The organism is Nostoc sp. MG11 (genome assembly GCF_014904695.1).
Classification (GTDB): domain Bacteria; phylum Cyanobacteriota; class Cyanobacteriia; order Cyanobacteriales; family Nostocaceae; genus Komarekiella.
In genome coordinates, this window is record NZ_JACXXN010000010.1 from 69,001 (window position 1) to 86,703 (window position 17,703).

Below are 17,703 nucleotides of genomic sequence, written 5' to 3' on the forward strand. Positions count from 1 at the left end.
AGCTTGGTTGTGAATAAAACGCCTAATTACCTTTAATAAACTCCCGAATATCGACCGCCACAACCTCAGCACAAGATTCTGGTAAATCGTTTGCTGCATGAGCAATCATTTTCAACTCGACCTTCGGAGTTAGTTGAGCATAAACCCGACTTTTAGCTAAAGCATCTGGTGTATCTTGACTACCTTGTAAAATAAAAACTGGGACTTCGATCATGTAAAGTCGCTTTTGCAGTAATTCCGCTTCGATTTCTGCTTGCTTTCTTTTGAAAAGTAATTGGCAAGCTATAGGATATGGGGACAACTCCTGACGCAGCTGCAAGTCTTGGGCAATTTTTTCATACCAACCCAGGATTTTAGTCAAGGGACTTAGCGATCGCAACAGTTTAACTACTAATGGTGGATAGTTTAATAATCGCCGCATTTTCCGGCAATACTCTTCTTGTCCTTGTATCTCTACACCTTCTGGCGCTAAAAGTACCACACCATCAACTTTCTCTGAATACTTGAGAGCATAACTAGCAGCAACCCAACCCCCTAGAGAATGCCCTACTAAGTATACCTTTTCTAATTTCACAGCTTGGAGAAACTCAGATAGACATTCTACTTGCAAATCAATTGAATGGTGAATATTAGGATTCTCTGATTCACCAAACCCTAGTAAATCAAGTGAGAAGCAATGGAAATCTTGTGAGAGCGATTTCATGACAGATATCCATTGACTACTATCATTCCAAGCACCATGTAAAAAAATGACAGGAGTTCCTTCACCAACTTCACGCCAGAATATTAGCCCTTGCGAAAGCTTTCTCCGGGAGTTACGAAATAGCGTATCCATATTTAATTTAGTAGTTAACTTTTAGAATACTAGTAAATAGTCATTAGTCATTAGGAATTGACACAGAACAAATGACCAATGACAAAATAGTTTTATGCTAATGTTGTCAACCCATTCAAGTAGTCTTGCAATTGCCGCGTGTGGTCGTGAGACATTTGTCCTGGAGGTAGGGAATTAGCAGGGAAAGCCTGAATTTCCATTACTTCCAAAGTATCCTGAACCTCCATTGTCCCATGCACTTCGGCCTCAACTACAACACAAATTGAATGGATTCTAGGATCACGGTCTGGTGCGGAGTAAACTCCAACTAAACGCCGAATTTCCGCTAATTCCAGTCCGGTTTCCTCCTTCAACTCCCGGCGAATTGTACTAGGAATATCTTCTCCCCAGTCCACCATACCTCCCGGCAATGCCCAACGACCATCGTCGCGTCGCCGAATCAGTACAATGCGACCATCTGGTAAAATCGGAATGATACTAGTGCCAGTAATGGGATGCCGAAATATGATACCCAGTACTGTTTGTCCATAGCGCCATAGGGTACGTGTGGACTGTACAGCTGCCGCAAAAAAAGCAAGAACGTTCAATCTTCAAATTTCTATGTTGTACTCTATAATTCCCTACCACTTACATAACAATCAACCAATAAAATGTTAGTTGAGTTTTGTTTTATACAAAAATGTTTGTGATTTGGGATTTTATTCTAACGTTTTCCGTAGAATATTGTTAATTCTAACATCAGGTTTAAATAAATTTACTTTGTGTATATATACATAACATTCATTAACGCATCAATTTCATTAGATAGCCAGTATTAGCCTTGCTAAAAGCAGCTATCAATAGTAGTTTTGCAGCACTGATTCAGAAAATTGGCATTGCTGAATCAAGATATGAATTGTCATTCTGTAGCTTGCTTCCTCGTAAGTGAAGCAAGCTAGGCCTTGGTCTCGTAGAGAAGAACCTCGACAGATACTTTCCTATGGAACGCAAAACGTTCGCTTAGCGTTGCTACACTCAGCATGACAAAATAAAATTCATACGCCAATTCAGCAACGCCAGAAAATTAATCTAAAAAATCTAAATTACATAATTTCATTGCTTGCATTACCTCTTAAGATTTAATTGGTAATTTTAACTCTCTACTATTTCCTAATTAAAATTTATATTAATCAAATATCGAGTTGTTTTAAGAACCGCAACAACTAGTTAACTAATTTACATAGTCTGACCTATTTTAATCTAACAAAAGGTATTTTTATCTAGCTACCAAGTACATACTTCTAAAGTAGCATTGACATAGCCAAGTAGAACACGGTAGACTAGTATACTGTTAAAAGTTTATTAATTGCTGAACTAGGCTAAAAGCATATCAATAACATTGGTAGCTGATATTGCCTACGTGATGCCTAGTTGCTCCCTTTTTTGTTGTTTATTAATGAGGTGAACATGGCCAAGCGCCGTAACCCGAAAAAAGAAAAGGCGCTACGGAACCAGGCGTATGCCAGAAAGTTTCGTAAACGGACTACGACAGGAAGAATGCAGAGAAGGTTCCAACAAAGACCACCGAAGAGTGAGGAAGAAGAAGGCGCAGCAGCAGCTGATACTGAGTAAGTTGCCTATTATAATCCTTGTTCTTTGAATCTTTTAGTGATCAGGGCGTACATTTGTACGCCCTATCTTATTAGTAGGTACTGGGTATTGGGTGTTTGGAAAACTTTTTCTCAGTCCTAGTTTCTAGTCCCCAGTCCCCAGTTCCCATTCCCTATTCCCCATTCCCTTTATTCAGAAATTTGAGCGCGGGCATCAAGGAGTGCTTTTCTTACCTGTGCAAAACCAGTACCACCATAACTATTACGCGCTGCAACAACTTGGCGGGGGGATATTGCTTCATAAATATCTGCTGCAAATGCTGGATGCAGTTCTTGCCACTCCTCCAATTTCAAATCTTTCAGAAGTTTACCTGCGGCAATACTAGTTTTTACAACTTTACCTACAAGATTGTAGGCTTCTCGAAAGGGAACGCCCCGCGCTGCTAAATAATCTGCTACGTCGGTAGCATTAGAAAAGTCTTCTGTCACGGCTTCTGCTAAGCGCTGGGTACGAAATTCCAAACCTTCCCGCAGCAAAATCGTCATTGCTTCTAGACAGGCTTTGACTGTGTTAACGGTATCAAATAGACCTTCTTTATCTTCTTGCAGGTCTTTGTTGTATGCCAGGGGTAGCCCTTTCATGATTACCAACATCGCCTGGAGATGACCGAATACACGTCCCGTTTTTCCCCGTACTAATTCTGGTACATCGGGGTTTTTCTTTTGGGGCATGATACTGGAACCTGTGGCACAGCTATCTTTGAGAGTGACAAAGCGGAATTCTTCAGTTGACCAAAGAATGACTTCTTCTGCAAGGCGGCTGAGGTGAACCATGATCAAGCTAGCAGCACACAGAAATTCGATCGCAAAATCGCGATCGCTCACTCCATCCAAGCTGTTAGCATAAACGCTGTCAAAATTCAACAGTTCAGCTGCATAGTGGCGGTCAATGGGGAAAGTGGTTCCCGCTAAAGCACCGCAACCCAAAGGTGAAATATTCACGCGGCGAAAAACATCTCCCAAGCGTTCCCAATCGCGTTGGGCCATTTGAAAGTATGCCAAGAGATGGTGCGCTAAACTCAACGGTTGGGCACGTTGCAAGTGAGTATATCCAGGAATTAAAGTTTCAACATGCTGTTCAGCTATATCTAGTAAGATAATTTGAAATTCTCGTAATTGGGATTTGATTTGTTGAATTTGGTCACGGAGGTAGAGTCTGGTATCTGTGCCAACTTGATCATTACGCGATCGCGCAGTATGCAATTTCTTACCCACATCCCCGACAATTTCCGTCAGTCGCCGTTCAACCGCAAAATGTACATCTTCAGCATCGACACCAGGCTGAAATTTTCCCTGGCGGTATTCCTGGCGTATTTGTTCTAAACCAGTAACTAGTTGTTCTCCTTCTTCTGGGGAAATAATTCCCGTGTGAGCCAGCATTTTGGCATGAGCTTGAGAACCAGTCAGGTCGTATTCTATTAATTCAATATCGAAATTTATACTGGCATTAAAAAGAGCGATCGCTGGATGCAACGATGATTCAAAACGCTGGCTCCAAGTTTGTTTTTCGGTCATAGACTTCAAGGCAGAAGGGACGGGGAGAGGAGCCACTGCGTTCTAGAGGTTCTCTTTGTTCTAGCAAGTGGCGTGGGGAGAGGGGGAGAATTTTTAATTCTTGACGAGACGAGTAGACACTCAAACAGCGGCTTCTGGTAAGAGTATAATCGCGTCTCTACTCCTGACTCCTAACTCCCGACTCCTAACTTTTAAATTTAACCATAGCTGGTGAGATTCCGAATAATATAACCAATCACCAAACCAATCAATAATGCCCACACTTGGCCTGTTTGTATAAAATGGCTCCAAGATTTTTGGATTTGACCCATAAGGTCTGGGTCAGTAATTGTTTGCGCTAGCACTGTCAAGTTTACAGGCAGATGCCAAAGTAGCTGAGATATCAAATCGCTGTAGTGGCTCATATTTACTGATTAATGTGTATGGGCTGCATTTGTTAGTTATGAGTAGTCGATGTAACAAGTAACTGCCGCGATCGCGCGTAGCGTTTGCGGTAATTACGCCACTGTCATAACCTAAGATGCAGGCGATGCCAACCGCAATTTCTCGGCTGTCCGCAAAATTTGCCCCGCCAAAACTGCTGCACCAAAACCGTTATCAATATTTACTACACCCACTCCAGCTGCACAAGAATTAAGCATTGTCAATAGGGGTGATAGCCCGCCAAAACTTGCACCATAACCGATACTGGTGGGAACGGCAATCACAGGACAATCTGCCAAACCGGCAACGACGCTGGGTAAAGCGCCTTCCATCCCTGCCACAACAATCAACACCGATGCTGACTCGATGACGTGGCGGTTACTCAGCAAACGATGAATCCCAGCAACGCCGACATCCCAGAGACGCTGTACCCGGAAACCGGAAAGTTCCGCTGTCACAGATGCTTCTTCAGCAACGGGTAAATCAGCTGTTCCAGCAGAGAGAATGCCGATTTCACCCTCGAACTGTGGTTCGATGGTAGGAGGAGCGATCGCACAAATTCGCGCCGATTCGTAGTATCGCAAACCGCTAACTTTTGATTGCAGTGCGGCATAAACTCCAGGCTCAATGCGAGTCGCCATTACCACCGGGTTGCGGAGGCGCATCACCTCCATAATTTGAGCAATCTGCTCAGGCGTCTTACCAGGGCCCCATATTACTTCTGGGAAACCAGTTCTTAGCTGGCGATGGTGGTCAATTTTGGCAAACTCACCTACAGATTCATAAGCTAAGTCTTTGAGTGAGTCTAATGCTATATCTGGGGTAACTTTACCATTGGCAACCGCTTCTAAGAGCGATCGCAAGGTTTTGTCATTTGTCATTTGTTATTTCTTTACTGCAAAAATCCAAGATCAAAAATTCAAAATAATTAATTTTGACTCTTGTCCAGACGCGATTAATCGCGTCTGGACTCTTAACTAATCCGTTACTTTGATTTCATGAATGTTCCAGAATGCGCCACCAAGAGCGGAGAATCTGATCCCTTCAAAACGATTGCGTACTGCTGATAATGATAAAGGATTAACTAGGTAAATAAATGGTAAATTTTCCTGAGTAATCCGTTGGCTTTCGGCATAAATTTCTTTCCGCTTTGTTTCGTCTAATTCTCTAGCAGCTTGAATGTAGAGCTTACCAATTTGCGCTTCCCAAGGAGCCACCTCCCAACCTTGAATCGGCTTTTGTCCTGGCTGTGGTTTCTGATTAAACATGTGCAATCCCCCTTCAGGATACCAAACGTTAGCTCCATCATTTGGTTCTAAACCACCAGTCAGACCTAGCATAGAAGCTTCCCAATCTAAGGAATTAGATAGCTTGTCTGTATAAGTATTCCATGCTAGAGGAGTGAAATCGACTTGAATACCGATTTTACTTAAGTCTTGTTTAATTTGTGAGCCAATTGCTTCGCGGATTTTGTTCCCAGCATTGGTGAGCAACGAAAAGCGGACGCGATTTCCTTGAGCATCTACTAGTTGCTTTCTTTCGTTATATTTGAATCCTGCTTTTAGTAGAAGTTCTCTGGCTTTTTCTGGATTATGATTGTAAACTTTTAGCCCCTTTTTAGGAGAAAGATAATAGGGACTTTGCACGGAAATCGGTGAATCTTGTGGAGTACCCAAACCGCGAAAAGTATTATTAATCATTGTTTGGCGATCAATAGCATAAGCTACTGCCTGCCGAAATTCTACAGTATTAAACCAACGCGATTTTACTGGATCAACCAGCGGTTTTCCATCCCTTTTACCTTTATTTAAATTGAATAAAACAAAGGTAGTACCAGTTGCCGGGCCACCATTATAAATTTTGAAATTACCTTGTTTTTCTTGCACTTTTAGCAAAGAAAAGTAATCTGGTGAAACTGCCTGAGTATCTAACCCACCAGAACGAAATTGTAACAAAGAGGTATCTGTTGATTCCACAATTTGCCAGACTATCCGTTCAATATAAGGTTGAGATTCTCCTTGAGGCCCTTTGCGCCAGTAGTAGGGATTGCGTCGGAATACTACACGCTGACTAGTGTCGTAGCGTTCAAGTTTGTAGGGGCCATTAACGATAATTTGGTCTGGAGGAGTATCAACGCCCCATTTTGACAAAAATATTGGCTTACCTTCAGCGTCTTTTGTTTTCACCGATTCCCGTAGTGCATGGGCTGGTAAAATCGGGTATCCTGTAGCACTACGTAGGAATGGGGCAAAGGGTTCTGGGACAGTAAACTCAACCCGCCGATTATCAATTTTTCTCACAATTGGCAGCTTACGACTTTCGCCAATTCTCAAAACATCTCTGACATCTGTAGGGATTGCTTCGTTGAGGTAAATGTCATTATAAGTAAACACTACATCGTCTACTGTAAGCGGTTGTCCATCAGACCATTTCAAACCCTCGCGCAGAGTAAAAACAATCTTTAATTTATCATCAGAAAATTGCCAGGATTCTGCCAGTGCTGGCTCAACTTTACCAGTATCATAATTTTCGGTGATTAACCCCTCGTAAATCAGAGGAAAAACATTGGGAGACTCCTGACTGAGGGGATAGTTAAAGGTTTTAGGATCACTGAGAATTCCACTTACCAATTGCGGTACTTGAGCGGCTGCGCTTTTGAAGTTAGCTGGGTTGCAGCCGGTAACTGTAAGTGCTGTTGCTACAGCCAGAATTATTGGCAACCAAAAACGGTGAATTGCTATAAAGGTTTTCCTCAAAAATTTCATAATTTCAATACCGAATAGTGTAATTAATTTGATTGAGATTGTAGCCAACCAAGGAACTTTTGGGTTTTATTGAAATACTGAATGCCAGTATCTCGTAAAACCTCTATAACTTCACGTCTGCCAAATTCTTTAGAATTGCTACTTAAAAATACTTTTATTTCATTTGGGTGTAAGCGTGCATGGTGAACTATACATTCTAAAATCAACTTATCCATAAGATGCTTTTTTAGGATATTTTTATCCAGGCTTCCATGAATAATTTCTGTAGTTAACGGAATCTCTTCTGCTTTGCTAACAAGCTGGTTGAAAGCTATATAAAAACGTTTTTCTATGTCATTATTATGTTCCAAAAAGCTAAGATTAGCTTTTTGCAAATAATTAACAACTAATTTAGCATTTTGTGAAGTTTTATCCATTCCAGCCTCGTTAACTTGAATATCCAATCGCCTAATAAAATCTTGGTTATATTTGTCTTCTTGCTCTAAAGTCGCCAGAGATTCTACATAACAAATGCTGGGTATTACTAAACAGACTGACGTAGGTGTATTTTGCAAAAAATTTTCTGCTAGTTCATCCTGTCCTTTAGCAATACTCATTAAAAAGTTTGTTTCTACGTAAAGTATCACTGCCAATACTACCTAAGGTTGAGTAATTCCACCTTCTAATAACTGTGACAAACCTATTTCTGCCATTTCCTTGGATACTGGCGGTATTTCTGACTTCCAGTGATAGCAAAAATCAGTTATCCATGCTTTTGTTAGACCTGTAAGATAAAGATTAAAAATTTGTTTTTTATTAAATTCTGGTTCATAATGACTAAGCACATCACCAGGATTAAAATTAATAACTTCTGACAAATTAGATCCATCCCATCGAAAAACTAAAATATTTTCTAAATCAACAAACATAGCAAAGGGAATCAGGGCTTTTGACGCTTGTAAGTAGTCAATAATTCGCAAGATAGCATTTTCTTTGCTCTTTTTGGGGTTTGAATCAAATGGAAAACCTTGAACTTCAACTATCAAGACAATTTTTCCATCTTTGTCTAGTGCCACAATATCAGGGCGCTCTACATCTTCTAAGTTTGTAGCTTGCATGGCTCTAATTTCCTACTCAGGTAAGTTTATTTATCTCCCATCACCCTATTGATTTCAATCTTAACGATGATTAAATAGTCTAACTAATGCAGCAAAAAAAGTTATTCTGAAGCAATTAGCAAGGCAGCAGCGTAAGCACAAATTCCTTCTTCGCGTCCAACAGGGCCTAGTTTTTCGTTGGTGGTAGCTTTGATGCCAATTTGATTCGGTTGTAATTCTAAAACAGCTGCTAGCTTGTCGCGCATTTGATGAATATGCGGTTTTAATTTGGGACGTTCTGCGACTACTACTGAGTCAATATTTCCGATCTGCCAGCCTTGATCCCGAATCAACTGATTTACTTGAGTTAATAGCATTAAACTATTTGCTCCTGCCCATTGCGGATCGCTAGGGGGAAAATAATGGCCAATATCCCCTAAAGATAATGCTCCAAGCATGGCATCCATAATCGCGTGGGTTAGCACATCAGCGTCACTGTGTCCTAATAAACCCAGTTCATGAGGTATCTGAATTCCTCCTAAAATTAAAGGGCGATCGCTCACCAGTCGATGGATATCGTAGCCGTTACCAATACGAATATTCATGTTTTTGTCATTTGTCATTGGTCATTGGTCATTGGTCATTTGTCATTTGTCATTTGTCATTAATTATTCTCTTCCTCTGCTCCCCCTGCTCCCCCTGCTCCCATTTCTTCAGCAAATCAGGACGGCGATCGCGTGTTCTGTTAATTTGTTGCTCGTAACGCCAGCGAGCGATCGCGGCGTGATTTCCAGAGAGTAAGACGTCGGGTACTTTTAACCCACGAAAATTTGCCGGACGAGTGTACTGAGGATAGTCCAACAATCCCTCCTCAAAACTTTCTGCTGTTAGAGATTCCTTTTTGGCTACGGTTCCTGGTAGGAGACGCACGACGCCATTAATTAAAGCCATTGCTGGAATTTCTCCACCTGTCAAAATAAAATCACCCAAAGACACCTCACGAGTAACTAAATGCAGCACCCTTTCATCTACTCCTTCGTAATGCCCACAAATAACTACTAATTGGTCATAATTTGTCGTTAATTCTCGTAACAGTGGTTGATTGATTGTTTCACCCTGTGGACTCATCAAAATGACCTCTCTTCGAGGTAAAATCGGCAGCGACTCCACAGCAGCAAAGATGGGTTCTGGCTTCATCAGCATCCCCACACCGCCGCCGTAGGGTTCATCATCTACTTTCCGGTGCTTATCGTTGGTAAAGTCCCGTGGATTAATCAGATGCACTTGGGCGATCTGTTTGGCTAAGGCTTTACCCAGCAACCCAGAACTTAAAACAGAGGTAAAACAGTCAGGAAACAGCGTAACTATATCAAAGCGCACAGTTATTCGTATTCAAGGACACTAATCTTAAATTTGAATGTCTAGCAAACACAAGAAGCCAATGTCGGGTGGGAGACAGATAAACTTGATCAATAGTATCTAAAAGTACCAGAACTCTTAGATCTCGGTGGGATCAAAAGTTTTTCTAATTACTTAATTTATGTTTAAATATTGTCACAACTACATTTAAATTAATAATCCGATTAAGTTAACAACTTCCAGGATGCATCGAGCCAGCCTCAGAAAAAAGCGTGTCAAGACCTGCTCGCCCCCAAGCCAAGAGCGTAATTCTAGCCACCAAGCACTATTTTGCCAGCCTGGAAAGAGTAGACAGGTGAAAAACAAGGCGCTGGCTTTGAGGAACAGTAACGGACACATGAAAACTGAGACATCGTGTGGGTCAAGCAAGAAGTCTGAGAGTTGGCTTCTGAACTATCAGAACTTTAGCCACCGCTCCAAACTTCACAAAAGTGTCCTCTCAAACAAGCAAAGCGTAAAAGTCATTAGGCTACTAAACCTTGTTACATTCACCTGAAGTTGTTGACAGGAGAAACACAATGCCGCAATTAAAAGCTAAATCGCTGGAAATGAGGACACCCCAAGCTACTAAAACCGCTGTTCTGGTCATCGGAGGCGCAGAAGACAAAGTTCACGGACGCGATATCCTGCGAACTTTTTTTGATCGTGCCGGTGCTAGTAAGGCCTATATTACAATTATTCCATCTGCCTCCCGTGAACCTGCCATCATCGGTGGTCGCTACATTCGGATTTTTGAAGAAATGGGCGCCCAGAAGGTTGAAATTCTAGATATTCGTGAACGAGAACAATGTGAAGCCTCTCAAATCAAAGCATCCTTAGAAGCCTGTAGTGGGATATTTTTGACGGGAGGAGATCAATTACGCCTCTGTGGCGTATTGGCAGATACGCCAGCGATGGAAATTATCCGACAGCGGGTGAGGGCAGCGCAACTAACGTTAGCGGGCACCAGTGCAGGAGCAGCTGTGATGGGACATCACATGATTGCTGGCGGTGGTAGTGGGGAGTCTCCAAATCGTTCCCTAGTTGATATGGCGACGGGTTTGGGATTTATTCCCGAAGTGATTGTTGACCAACACTTTCACAACCGTAATCGTATGGGACGGCTGATTAGTGCGATCGCAGCTCATCCCGATCGCTTAGGCATCGGTATTGATGAAGATACTTGTGCTGTATTTGAACGCGATGGTTGGTTACAAGTTGTGGGCAAAGGCAGCGTGACGATTGTTGACCCCACTGAGGTCACACATACAAACGAACCGCATGTCGGTGCCGATGAACCACTTACTGTGCATAATTTACGTCTACATATCCTCAGCTATGGCGATCGGTTCCACCTGTACCAGCGGACTGTACTGCCCGCTGTACACCGGATTTCCAGCTGACGGGATAGAGTATCTGAGGTTACACTGACGTTGACCGTCTACTTATTTCTTGCTGTAGATAAATCACAAAAACACCAAGTAAAAAGAAAAAACTGTTCATCATAAACAGTTTAGCGGTCAATTCCAGTAAGAAACTAGAATTTTGGTTCCGAATCTCCATCTACCTATTCCCATGAGAATCCTCAAGATCCAGACCTTACGCGGCCCAAACTACTGGAGCATTCGACGCCACAAGCTGATCGTCATGCGCCTCGATTTAGAAACCCTTGCCGAGACGCCCTCGAATGAAATCCCTGGCTTTTATGAAGGATTAGTTGAGGCGCTGCCAAGTCTGGAGGGTCACTATTGTTCGCCTGGCTGTCGGGGTGGTTTTCTGATGCGGGTGAAAGAAGGCACGATGATGGGTCACATTGTGGAACATGTAGCCCTAGAACTGCAAGAATTAGCCGGGATGCACGTAGGCTTTGGTCGCACTCGTGAGACTGCCACACCTGGAATTTTCCAAGTAGTGATCGAGTACCTGAATGAGGAAGCGGGACGCTACGCCGGACGAGCCGCAGTGCGGCTGTGCCAAAGTATCGTTGATCGAGGCCGTTATCCCAAAGCAGAACTAGAGCAAGACATCCAAGACCTGAAAGACTTCAGCCGTGATGCTTCTTTAGGCCCTTCCACCGAAGCCATCGTCAAGGAAGCAGAAAAAAGAGGTATTCCTTGGATGCCTCTTGAAGCACGCTTTTTGATTCAGCTAGGCTACGGCGTCAATCAGAAACGGATGCAGGCCACAATGACAGACAACACTAGCATTTTGGGCGTAGAACTAGCTTGCGACAAGGAAGCCACCAAACGCATCCTAGCTGCCGCTGGCGCACCAGTACCTAGAGGTACGGTGATCAACTTTTTGGACGATTTGCAAGAAGCCATTGAATACGTTGGCGGCTATCCCATTGTCATTAAGCCTTTAGATGGCAATCATGGACGCGGCATCACAATCGATATTAGAAGTTGGGAAGAAGCTGAAGCTGCCTACGAAGCTGCTAGACAGGTTTCCCGGTCAATTATTGTTGAGCGGTATTACGTTGGACGCGACCACCGAGTACTGGTTGTAAATGGCAAAGTAGTAGCAGTAGCCGAACGCGTGCCAGCCCATGTAATTGGCAACGGTAGATCAACTATTGCCGAGCTGATTGAGGAAACAAACCTTGACCCCAATCGCGGTGAAGGACACGATAACGTTCTTACCAAGATTGAACTAGACCGCACTAGCTACCAGCTGTTAGAAAGGCAAGGTTACACTCTGAATAGCGTGCCACCCAAGGGGACAATTTGTTATCTCAGGGCAACGGCAAACTTGAGCACAGGTGGTAGTGCCGTAGACCGTACTGATGAAATTCACCCAGAAAACCTTTGGCTGGCTCAAAGGGTAGTGAAGATTATCGGTTTGGATATTGCCGGACTAGATATTGTCACCTCGGATATTAGCCGTCCCTTGAGAGAGTTAGATGGTGTGATCGTCGAAGTCAATGCCGCTCCCGGATTCAGGATGCACGTCGCCCCAAGTCAGGGCATCCCCCGCAACGTCGCCGGAGCAGTCATGGATATGCTGTTTCCCAACGAACAATCCAGTCAAATTCCTATTCTCAGCGTCACGGGTACTAATGGTAAAACTACTACTACCCGACTGTTAGCACATATTTATAAACAGACTGGTAAAGTAGTAGGGTATACAACTACTGACGGAACTTATATCGGTGATTACTTAGTAGAAGCTGGAGACAACACTGGCCCCCAAAGTGCCCACGTCATTCTGCAAGATCCGACAGTGGAAGTAGCGGTACTGGAAACGGCTCGTGGTGGCATTCTCCGCTCTGGGCTAGGTTTTGAAGCTGCAAATGTCGGTGTAGTGTTGAACATCGCAGCCGATCATTTAGGAATAGGCGATATAGATACCATAGACCAGTTAGCTAACCTCAAGAGTGTAGTAGCGGAAGCTGTGTTCCCTGATGGCTATGCGGTACTCAACGCTGATGATCGCCGCGTCGCCGCCATGTCAGAAAAAACTAAAGCTAATATTGCTTACTTCACCATGAACCCAGACTCGGAATTAGTGCGGAAGCACATCCAAAAGGGTGGAGTAGCAGCGGTATATGAAAGTGGCTATTTATCCATTGTCAAAGGTGATTGGACACACCGCATAGAAAGAGCAGAACAGATCCCCATAACAATGGGCGGACGTGCGCCGTTCATGATTGCTAATGCTTTAGCAGCTAGTTTGGCAGCGTTCGTCCAAAACGTCACGATTGAGCAGATTCGTGCTGGCTTGAAGACCTTCCGCGCTTCAGTTAGTCAAACGCCAGGACGGATGAATTTATTTAATTTAGGCAACTACCACGCTTTAGTAGACTATGCCCACAACCCAGCCAGCTATGAAGCGGTAGGTGCTTTTGTCCGTAACTGGAATACGGGAGTGCGGATTGGCGTAATTGGTGGCCCAGGCGATCGCCGCGACGAAGATTTTGTTACCTTGGGTAAACTGGCAGCACAAATTTTTAATTACATCATCATCAAAGAAGACGATGACACCAGAGGGCGTCCAAGGGGATCTGCCGCTGAATTGATTACTCAAGGTATCACCCAAGTTAAGTCTGATTGCCGCTACGAATCAATTCTGGATGAAACCCAAGCGATTAACAAAGCTTTAGACATGGCTCCTGATAACAGTCTGGTGGTAATTTTGCCAGAAAGCGTTACACGAGCTATTAAGTTAATTAGGCTACGTGGTTTAGTGAAGGAAGAAATACTTCAACAAAATCCCAGCACGACTATCGTAGATTCCCAAAATGGGGTTACACCTTCTTCTGTTGTTAATACTTTGCTGTAGTCAAGGGGAGCCAGCGCCGTGGTGAGGCAGTCCGGTCTTCTCCCAAGGGGAGACGCCAAGGGCGATGGGGGTTTCCTCCATGGGTAACTGCCGTTAGCGCAGCGTTAGCGACGTAGGAGCGTCAAGGGTTTCCCGACTTGAGGGGACTGGCGTTCAAGAGTCTAAAGTCAATAGTCAATAGTCAAAAATCCCCAATCAAAAAGTTTTCACCCTTGACCCTTGACCCTTGACCCTTATCACTCTTGTTCTGAATTAGTCTCATCACTGGAAGTTTTCATCCCTTCCTTAAAACTCCGTAGGGTTTTGCCCATTGCATTTCCCAGTTCGGGGATTTTTTTTGGGCCAAAAATGAGAATAGCAACCATAGCAATTACACCTATTTCTGGCAATCCTAGTCCAAACATATACCTCTCCTGTTTGCTTCCTGTATTAACTATAGACATTAGGAGGCTTTTTCTCGTGTGATTGGTAAATCTAACCAATCGCTTAATTCATTAGCTAGCCACTCCAATTCTGCTTCATGTTTGATCCCGCCACCAGCACCACCTAGCCGATACTTATAGATTCCTGACCAAATATCCAATTGCGGCGGAACGTCAATTCTGTTACCTTCAGAGTCTTTAGTAAAGTGTTGCGGAATATATACCAGCTTGGTGATACTTTGTCTTGGTGATGGACGGGGACGATGGAATTGAAAAGTAAACAACTCCCAGGTTAAGGCAATTTGCTCCTGATTGAGACGTAAACGGATGCGTCCAAACAAATGAAAGAGAAATGTATACACCATAAAGAAGCCAGCACCCCAAAAAGGAAGTGAGAACAAGGCAAAGGGGATATTGACTGGAAAAGGAGCCGAGAGAGCGCCAATCGTCCAAAATAGGATAAATGAGTTCCAGGCGATCGCAAACAAACCTGTAAACAAAATTGAGGGATGAAAGCCAGCAGGTGGAACGATAATTTCTAGCGAATCCCAATTTTTGGTCAGTTGAAGTTTACTACCAGCTGGTTTACCGAGAACCAAAGCTGGAGTGCTTCTCAACTGTGGTTCTTCTAAAGCCGCAAGTGCTTGGGTAGCAGAATTTAAACGCCGTTCTAAACTGGGTTCAGTCATCCACTTGAGCCAATTCGTAAAGCCAGGACTTAAATTAGTTAACTGCTCAAACTGAATGCGAAAATCCTTTTGGGGTAAATCTGCTGGATGAGTACCCGTTACTAAATAAATCAAAGTTGCGCCTAAACTATAAAGGTCTGAGGCGGGAACTGTGCGTGCGCCAAATTGCTCCGGTGGCATATATCCATAGGTTCCTACCACAGTCCTAGTTCCACCTTCTGCGGCGAGGACTGTCTGCACTGAGCCAAAATCTACTAAGTAAACTTGACCAGCACTATTACCAGAGCGCTCCCCCAATAAAATATTGCTAGGCTTAATATCACGGTGAATCACAGGTGGATGCAGCCCATGCAGATAAATGAGAATTTCTAAGAGGGATTTAGCTATCTGTTTGACTTCAATCTCTGTAAAAGTTCGCCCAGATTGTAAGTGTTGCTCTAAAGTTTGTGCTGGGATATAAGTTTGTACTAAAGCAAATCCTTTGATCGGTGAATTTACTTCAAAATAGTCTAAATAGCGAGGAATCAAAGGATGTGATAAAGATTTTGAGGTTTCAGCTTCACGCTCAAACAACTTGAGATCATCCCATTCAAAGTCACTACTAAAAGAAAGTAACTTGATAACCACTAATTCACCAGTGATTTTATCCCGCGCTAATAGCGTCCGCCGCCCTGCTTTTTTTCCTAATTGCTGCTGAATTGCGTAACGCAGACGCGCAGCGTCTTGTCCCCAGACATCGCCTAACATTTCCCCAGTCATTATGATTACTTATAATGCTACGAATTAAATGTTTTTTTCGCTTATAGTTTGTTGAATTGGCAAGCCGATATCTTTAGTATAATTGTGTGATTCTATGCCCTCACAACTTTGGCCTTATATTACTCCTGGTATTCCCGATGAATTGTTTGAACATTTGCCAGGAATTCCCCTGAGCCAGCGAGAAGTCCGGCTGTTATTAATTGCCCAACTGCGATTAAAATCTGATTCAGTGTTGTGGGATATTGGTGCAGGAACGGGTACAATTCCGGTAGAAGTGGGGCTGCTGTGTCCAAACGGAAGGATTATCGCTGTAGAAAGAGATGAAGAAGTAGCTAACCTGATTAAACGCAATTGCGATCGCTTCGAGGTGAAGAATGTTGAAGTGATTGAAGGGAGCGCACCAGAGTGTTTGCATGACCTTAAAGTTACCCCTCATCGTGTCTGTATTGAGGGAGGACGCCCCATTCAGGAAATTTTACAAGCCGCTTGGCATTATTTACCATCATCAGGTCGGGTGGTCGCCACAGCTGCCAATTTAGAAAGTCTATATGCTATTTCCCAAATATTTTCTCAGTTAAGGGCTAGAAATATAGAAGTTGTTCAGTCTGCGGTTAACCGATTAGAAACACGCGGCTTTTCTCAAACCTTTACCGCCGTCGATCCCATTTTTATCCTCAGTGGTGAGAAACTAGACTAAATCTATTCGATTTTAGATTAGGGATTGGGGACTGGGGACTGAGGACTGTGAAGTAGGGTTGAGGGTACAGGTTGGGGACAGATTATTCCCTATCATCTGTAACCTGTAACCTCTCCCCTAACCCCAATACCCCATACCCAATACCCAATCCCAAATACTTCTATGCCTTGGTCTCGGATTATTAGTGGAATTGTTGCGATCGCTCTTGCTCTTTCTTTGACTCTGTTGGGAGGTTGGTACTTTACCGTTATGTTTGCGGTTATCGTCTTTTTGGGTCAACAGGAATATTTTAATTTGGTGCGGGCCAGAGGTATAGCTCCTGCGGCTAAAACTACTATGGCTTTCAGCCTAGTTTTGTTGGTGATTTCTACCATTGATAGCAGTTTAGCCGATGCGGTGATGCCAATGGCTGGCACACTTATTTGTTTTTACCTATTATTTCAGCCCAAATTTGCCACGATCGCCGATGTTTCTGCTTCTATTATGGGGCTATTTTACGTAGGCTATTTACCAAGTTACTGGGTGCGGTTGCGAGCAATAGATAGTGCTGCTTTCAGCAATCTCTTTTTAGGTGGTTATTGGCCCACAACCTGGACAGATTTTTGGGAAAGGGAAAATTTTGCCTCCTTACCACAAGGTTTGACATTAACGCTGCTGACTTTCTTGTGTATTTGGGCAGCTGATATCGGTGCTTATATTATTGGCAAATTCTTCGGGAAAACCCGTCTGTCTGAAATCAGCCCTAAAAAAACCGTGGAAGGTGCAATTTTTGGCATCACCTCCAGTGTAGCTGTAGCTTTGGCTGGAGCTTATTATCTTGACTTACCTAGATCCCCTTTCACTGGTTTAGCATTGGGTTTGCTGATTGGCATTGCTAGTCTTTTAGGCGACCTTACCGAGTCTATGCTCAAACGGGATGCTGGGGTAAAGGATTCCGGTCAGTTAATCCCTGGTCACGGCGGTATTTTAGACCGTACCGATAGTTATATTTTCACAGCTCCTTTGGTTTACTATTTTGTAACACTGCTGTTACCGCTCATAGCAGATAAGTGAACAAATGGGGTGGTGGGTCATAGGTCTTAGGTAACATTTTTATCTGTAGTGTAAACTTCACCCTAACCTGCTCTAATCTGCAAACACCAGGGGGTCTAGGGTAAGGCTTAAGGTGAATGGAAAGCCGTTTTGGGACTTTCC

At 43.4% G+C, this 17,703-nt stretch carries 17 protein-coding genes; 5 read left to right on the forward strand and 12 right to left on the reverse strand.

Annotated features, from left to right (window positions below; all coding sequences use genetic code 11):
• Positions 1-22: 22 nt before the first annotated feature.
• The gene (locus HCR01_RS16355) at positions 23-835 is read right to left on the reverse strand and encodes an alpha/beta fold hydrolase (protein WP_193197199.1); all 813 of its coding nucleotides are present in this window, start codon (positions 833-835) and stop codon (positions 23-25) included.
• A 92-nt stretch (positions 836-927) separates the two neighbouring features.
• Positions 928-1,422, reverse strand: coding sequence for an NUDIX hydrolase (locus tag HCR01_RS16360; protein ID WP_162394295.1), 495 nt, complete (start codon positions 1,420-1,422; stop codon positions 928-930).
• Between the two features lie 859 nt (positions 1,423-2,281).
• Between HCR01_RS16360 and HCR01_RS16365 the strand changes: the two genes are divergently transcribed.
• A complete protein-coding gene (locus HCR01_RS16365; RefSeq protein ID WP_167407613.1) occupies positions 2,282-2,446 on the forward strand; it encodes a hypothetical protein in 165 nt (54 codons plus the stop codon).
• 167 nt (positions 2,447-2,613) lie between these two features.
• On the opposite strand, the gene argH is transcribed toward HCR01_RS16365, so the two are convergent.
• The 8 genes from argH to trmD form a co-directional block, all read right to left on the reverse strand.
• Positions 2,614-3,999 (reverse strand): argininosuccinate lyase, encoded by a 1,386-nt coding sequence (gene argH / locus HCR01_RS16370; RefSeq protein ID WP_193197200.1) that lies wholly within the window; start codon positions 3,997-3,999, stop codon positions 2,614-2,616.
• Positions 4,000-4,196: 197 nt separating this feature from the next.
• Positions 4,197-4,403: a hypothetical protein gene (locus HCR01_RS16375; RefSeq protein WP_193197201.1), complete on the reverse strand. Its 207-nt coding sequence runs from the start codon at positions 4,401-4,403 to the stop codon at positions 4,197-4,199.
• Between the two features lie 111 nt (positions 4,404-4,514).
• Positions 4,515-5,303, reverse strand: coding sequence for a nickel pincer cofactor biosynthesis protein LarB (larB, locus tag HCR01_RS16380; RefSeq protein WP_193197202.1), 789 nt, complete (start codon positions 5,301-5,303; stop codon positions 4,515-4,517).
• Between the two features lie 96 nt (positions 5,304-5,399).
• Entirely contained in the window at positions 5,400-7,187 is a 1,788-nt protein-coding gene (locus tag HCR01_RS16385) for an ABC transporter substrate-binding protein (RefSeq protein WP_193197203.1), read from the reverse strand.
• Between the two features lie 23 nt (positions 7,188-7,210).
• Complete coding sequence (locus HCR01_RS16390) at positions 7,211-7,813, reverse strand: PIN domain-containing protein (RefSeq protein ID WP_320073126.1); 603 nt, start codon at positions 7,811-7,813, stop codon at positions 7,211-7,213.
• Positions 7,814-7,825: 12 nt separating this feature from the next.
• Positions 7,826-8,284 carry a hypothetical protein gene (locus tag HCR01_RS16395; RefSeq protein ID WP_193197205.1) on the reverse strand — a complete coding sequence of 153 codons (459 nt, stop codon included), beginning with the start codon at positions 8,282-8,284 and terminating at the stop codon, positions 7,826-7,828.
• Positions 8,285-8,385: 101 nt separating this feature from the next.
• Positions 8,386-8,868 (reverse strand): 2-C-methyl-D-erythritol 2,4-cyclodiphosphate synthase, encoded by a 483-nt coding sequence (ispF, locus tag HCR01_RS16400; protein ID WP_193197319.1) that lies wholly within the window; start codon positions 8,866-8,868, stop codon positions 8,386-8,388.
• Between the two features lie 49 nt (positions 8,869-8,917).
• Positions 8,918-9,643, reverse strand: a complete 726-nt coding sequence (trmD, locus tag HCR01_RS16405; RefSeq protein ID WP_193197206.1) for a tRNA (guanosine(37)-N1)-methyltransferase TrmD — start codon at positions 9,641-9,643, stop codon at positions 8,918-8,920.
• A 557-nt stretch (positions 9,644-10,200) separates the two neighbouring features.
• Here trmD and HCR01_RS16410 point away from each other — a divergent pair.
• Positions 10,201-11,064 carry a cyanophycinase gene (locus tag HCR01_RS16410; protein ID WP_193197207.1) on the forward strand — a complete coding sequence of 288 codons (864 nt, stop codon included), beginning with the start codon at positions 10,201-10,203 and terminating at the stop codon, positions 11,062-11,064.
• A gap of 172 nt (positions 11,065-11,236) precedes the next feature.
• Entirely contained in the window at positions 11,237-13,942 is a 2,706-nt protein-coding gene (gene cphA / locus HCR01_RS16415; RefSeq protein ID WP_193197208.1) for a cyanophycin synthetase, read from the forward strand.
• 236 nt (positions 13,943-14,178) lie between these two features.
• Here cphA and tatA read toward each other — a convergent pair whose 3' ends face one another.
• The gene (gene tatA / locus HCR01_RS16420) at positions 14,179-14,346 is read right to left on the reverse strand and encodes a twin-arginine translocase TatA/TatE family subunit (RefSeq protein ID WP_162394522.1); all 168 of its coding nucleotides are present in this window, start codon (positions 14,344-14,346) and stop codon (positions 14,179-14,181) included.
• Between the two features lie 38 nt (positions 14,347-14,384).
• Entirely contained in the window at positions 14,385-15,812 is a 1,428-nt protein-coding gene (locus HCR01_RS16425; protein WP_193197209.1) for a serine/threonine protein kinase, read from the reverse strand.
• A gap of 94 nt (positions 15,813-15,906) precedes the next feature.
• Here HCR01_RS16425 and cbiT point away from each other — a divergent pair, with 94 nt between their 5' ends.
• On the forward strand, positions 15,907-16,509 hold the full coding sequence (gene cbiT / locus HCR01_RS16430; protein ID WP_193197210.1) for a precorrin-6Y C5,15-methyltransferase subunit CbiT: 603 nt from the start codon (positions 15,907-15,909) through the stop codon (positions 16,507-16,509).
• A 162-nt stretch (positions 16,510-16,671) separates the two neighbouring features.
• Positions 16,672-17,562, forward strand: coding sequence for a phosphatidate cytidylyltransferase (locus HCR01_RS16435; protein ID WP_193197211.1), 891 nt, complete (start codon positions 16,672-16,674; stop codon positions 17,560-17,562).
• Positions 17,563-17,703: the final 141 nt, after the last annotated feature.

What these genes read in the sequence shown, in the direction of transcription:
- HCR01_RS16355 (WP_193197199.1), bottom strand. Translation starts at nt 835, where the DNA reads ATGGATACGCTATTTCGTAACTCCCGGAGAAAGCTTTCGCAAGGGCTA.
- HCR01_RS16365 (WP_167407613.1), top strand. Translation starts at nt 2,282, where the DNA reads ATGGCCAAGCGCCGTAACCCGAAAAAAGAAAAGGCGCTACGGAACCAG.
- argH (WP_193197200.1), bottom strand. Translation starts at nt 3,999, where the DNA reads ATGACCGAAAAACAAACTTGGAGCCAGCGTTTTGAATCATCGTTGCAT.
- HCR01_RS16375 (WP_193197201.1), bottom strand. Translation starts at nt 4,403, where the DNA reads ATGAGCCACTACAGCGATTTGATATCTCAGCTACTTTGGCATCTGCCT.
- larB (WP_193197202.1), bottom strand. Translation starts at nt 5,303, where the DNA reads ATGACAAATGACAAAACCTTGCGATCGCTCTTAGAAGCGGTTGCCAAT.
- HCR01_RS16385 (WP_193197203.1), bottom strand. Translation starts at nt 7,187, where the DNA reads ATGAAATTTTTGAGGAAAACCTTTATAGCAATTCACCGTTTTTGGTTG.
- HCR01_RS16395 (WP_193197205.1), bottom strand. Translation starts at nt 8,284, where the DNA reads ATGCAAGCTACAAACTTAGAAGATGTAGAGCGCCCTGATATTGTGGCA.
- ispF (WP_193197319.1), bottom strand. Translation starts at nt 8,868, where the DNA reads ATGAATATTCGTATTGGTAACGGCTACGATATCCATCGACTGGTGAGC.
- HCR01_RS16410 (WP_193197207.1), top strand. Translation starts at nt 10,201, where the DNA reads ATGCCGCAATTAAAAGCTAAATCGCTGGAAATGAGGACACCCCAAGCT.
- cphA (WP_193197208.1), top strand. Translation starts at nt 11,237, where the DNA reads ATGAGAATCCTCAAGATCCAGACCTTACGCGGCCCAAACTACTGGAGC.
- tatA (WP_162394522.1), bottom strand. Translation starts at nt 14,346, where the DNA reads ATGTTTGGACTAGGATTGCCAGAAATAGGTGTAATTGCTATGGTTGCT.
- HCR01_RS16425 (WP_193197209.1), bottom strand. Translation starts at nt 15,812, where the DNA reads ATGACTGGGGAAATGTTAGGCGATGTCTGGGGACAAGACGCTGCGCGT.
- cbiT (WP_193197210.1), top strand. Translation starts at nt 15,907, where the DNA reads ATGCCCTCACAACTTTGGCCTTATATTACTCCTGGTATTCCCGATGAA.
- HCR01_RS16435 (WP_193197211.1), top strand. Translation starts at nt 16,672, where the DNA reads ATGCCTTGGTCTCGGATTATTAGTGGAATTGTTGCGATCGCTCTTGCT.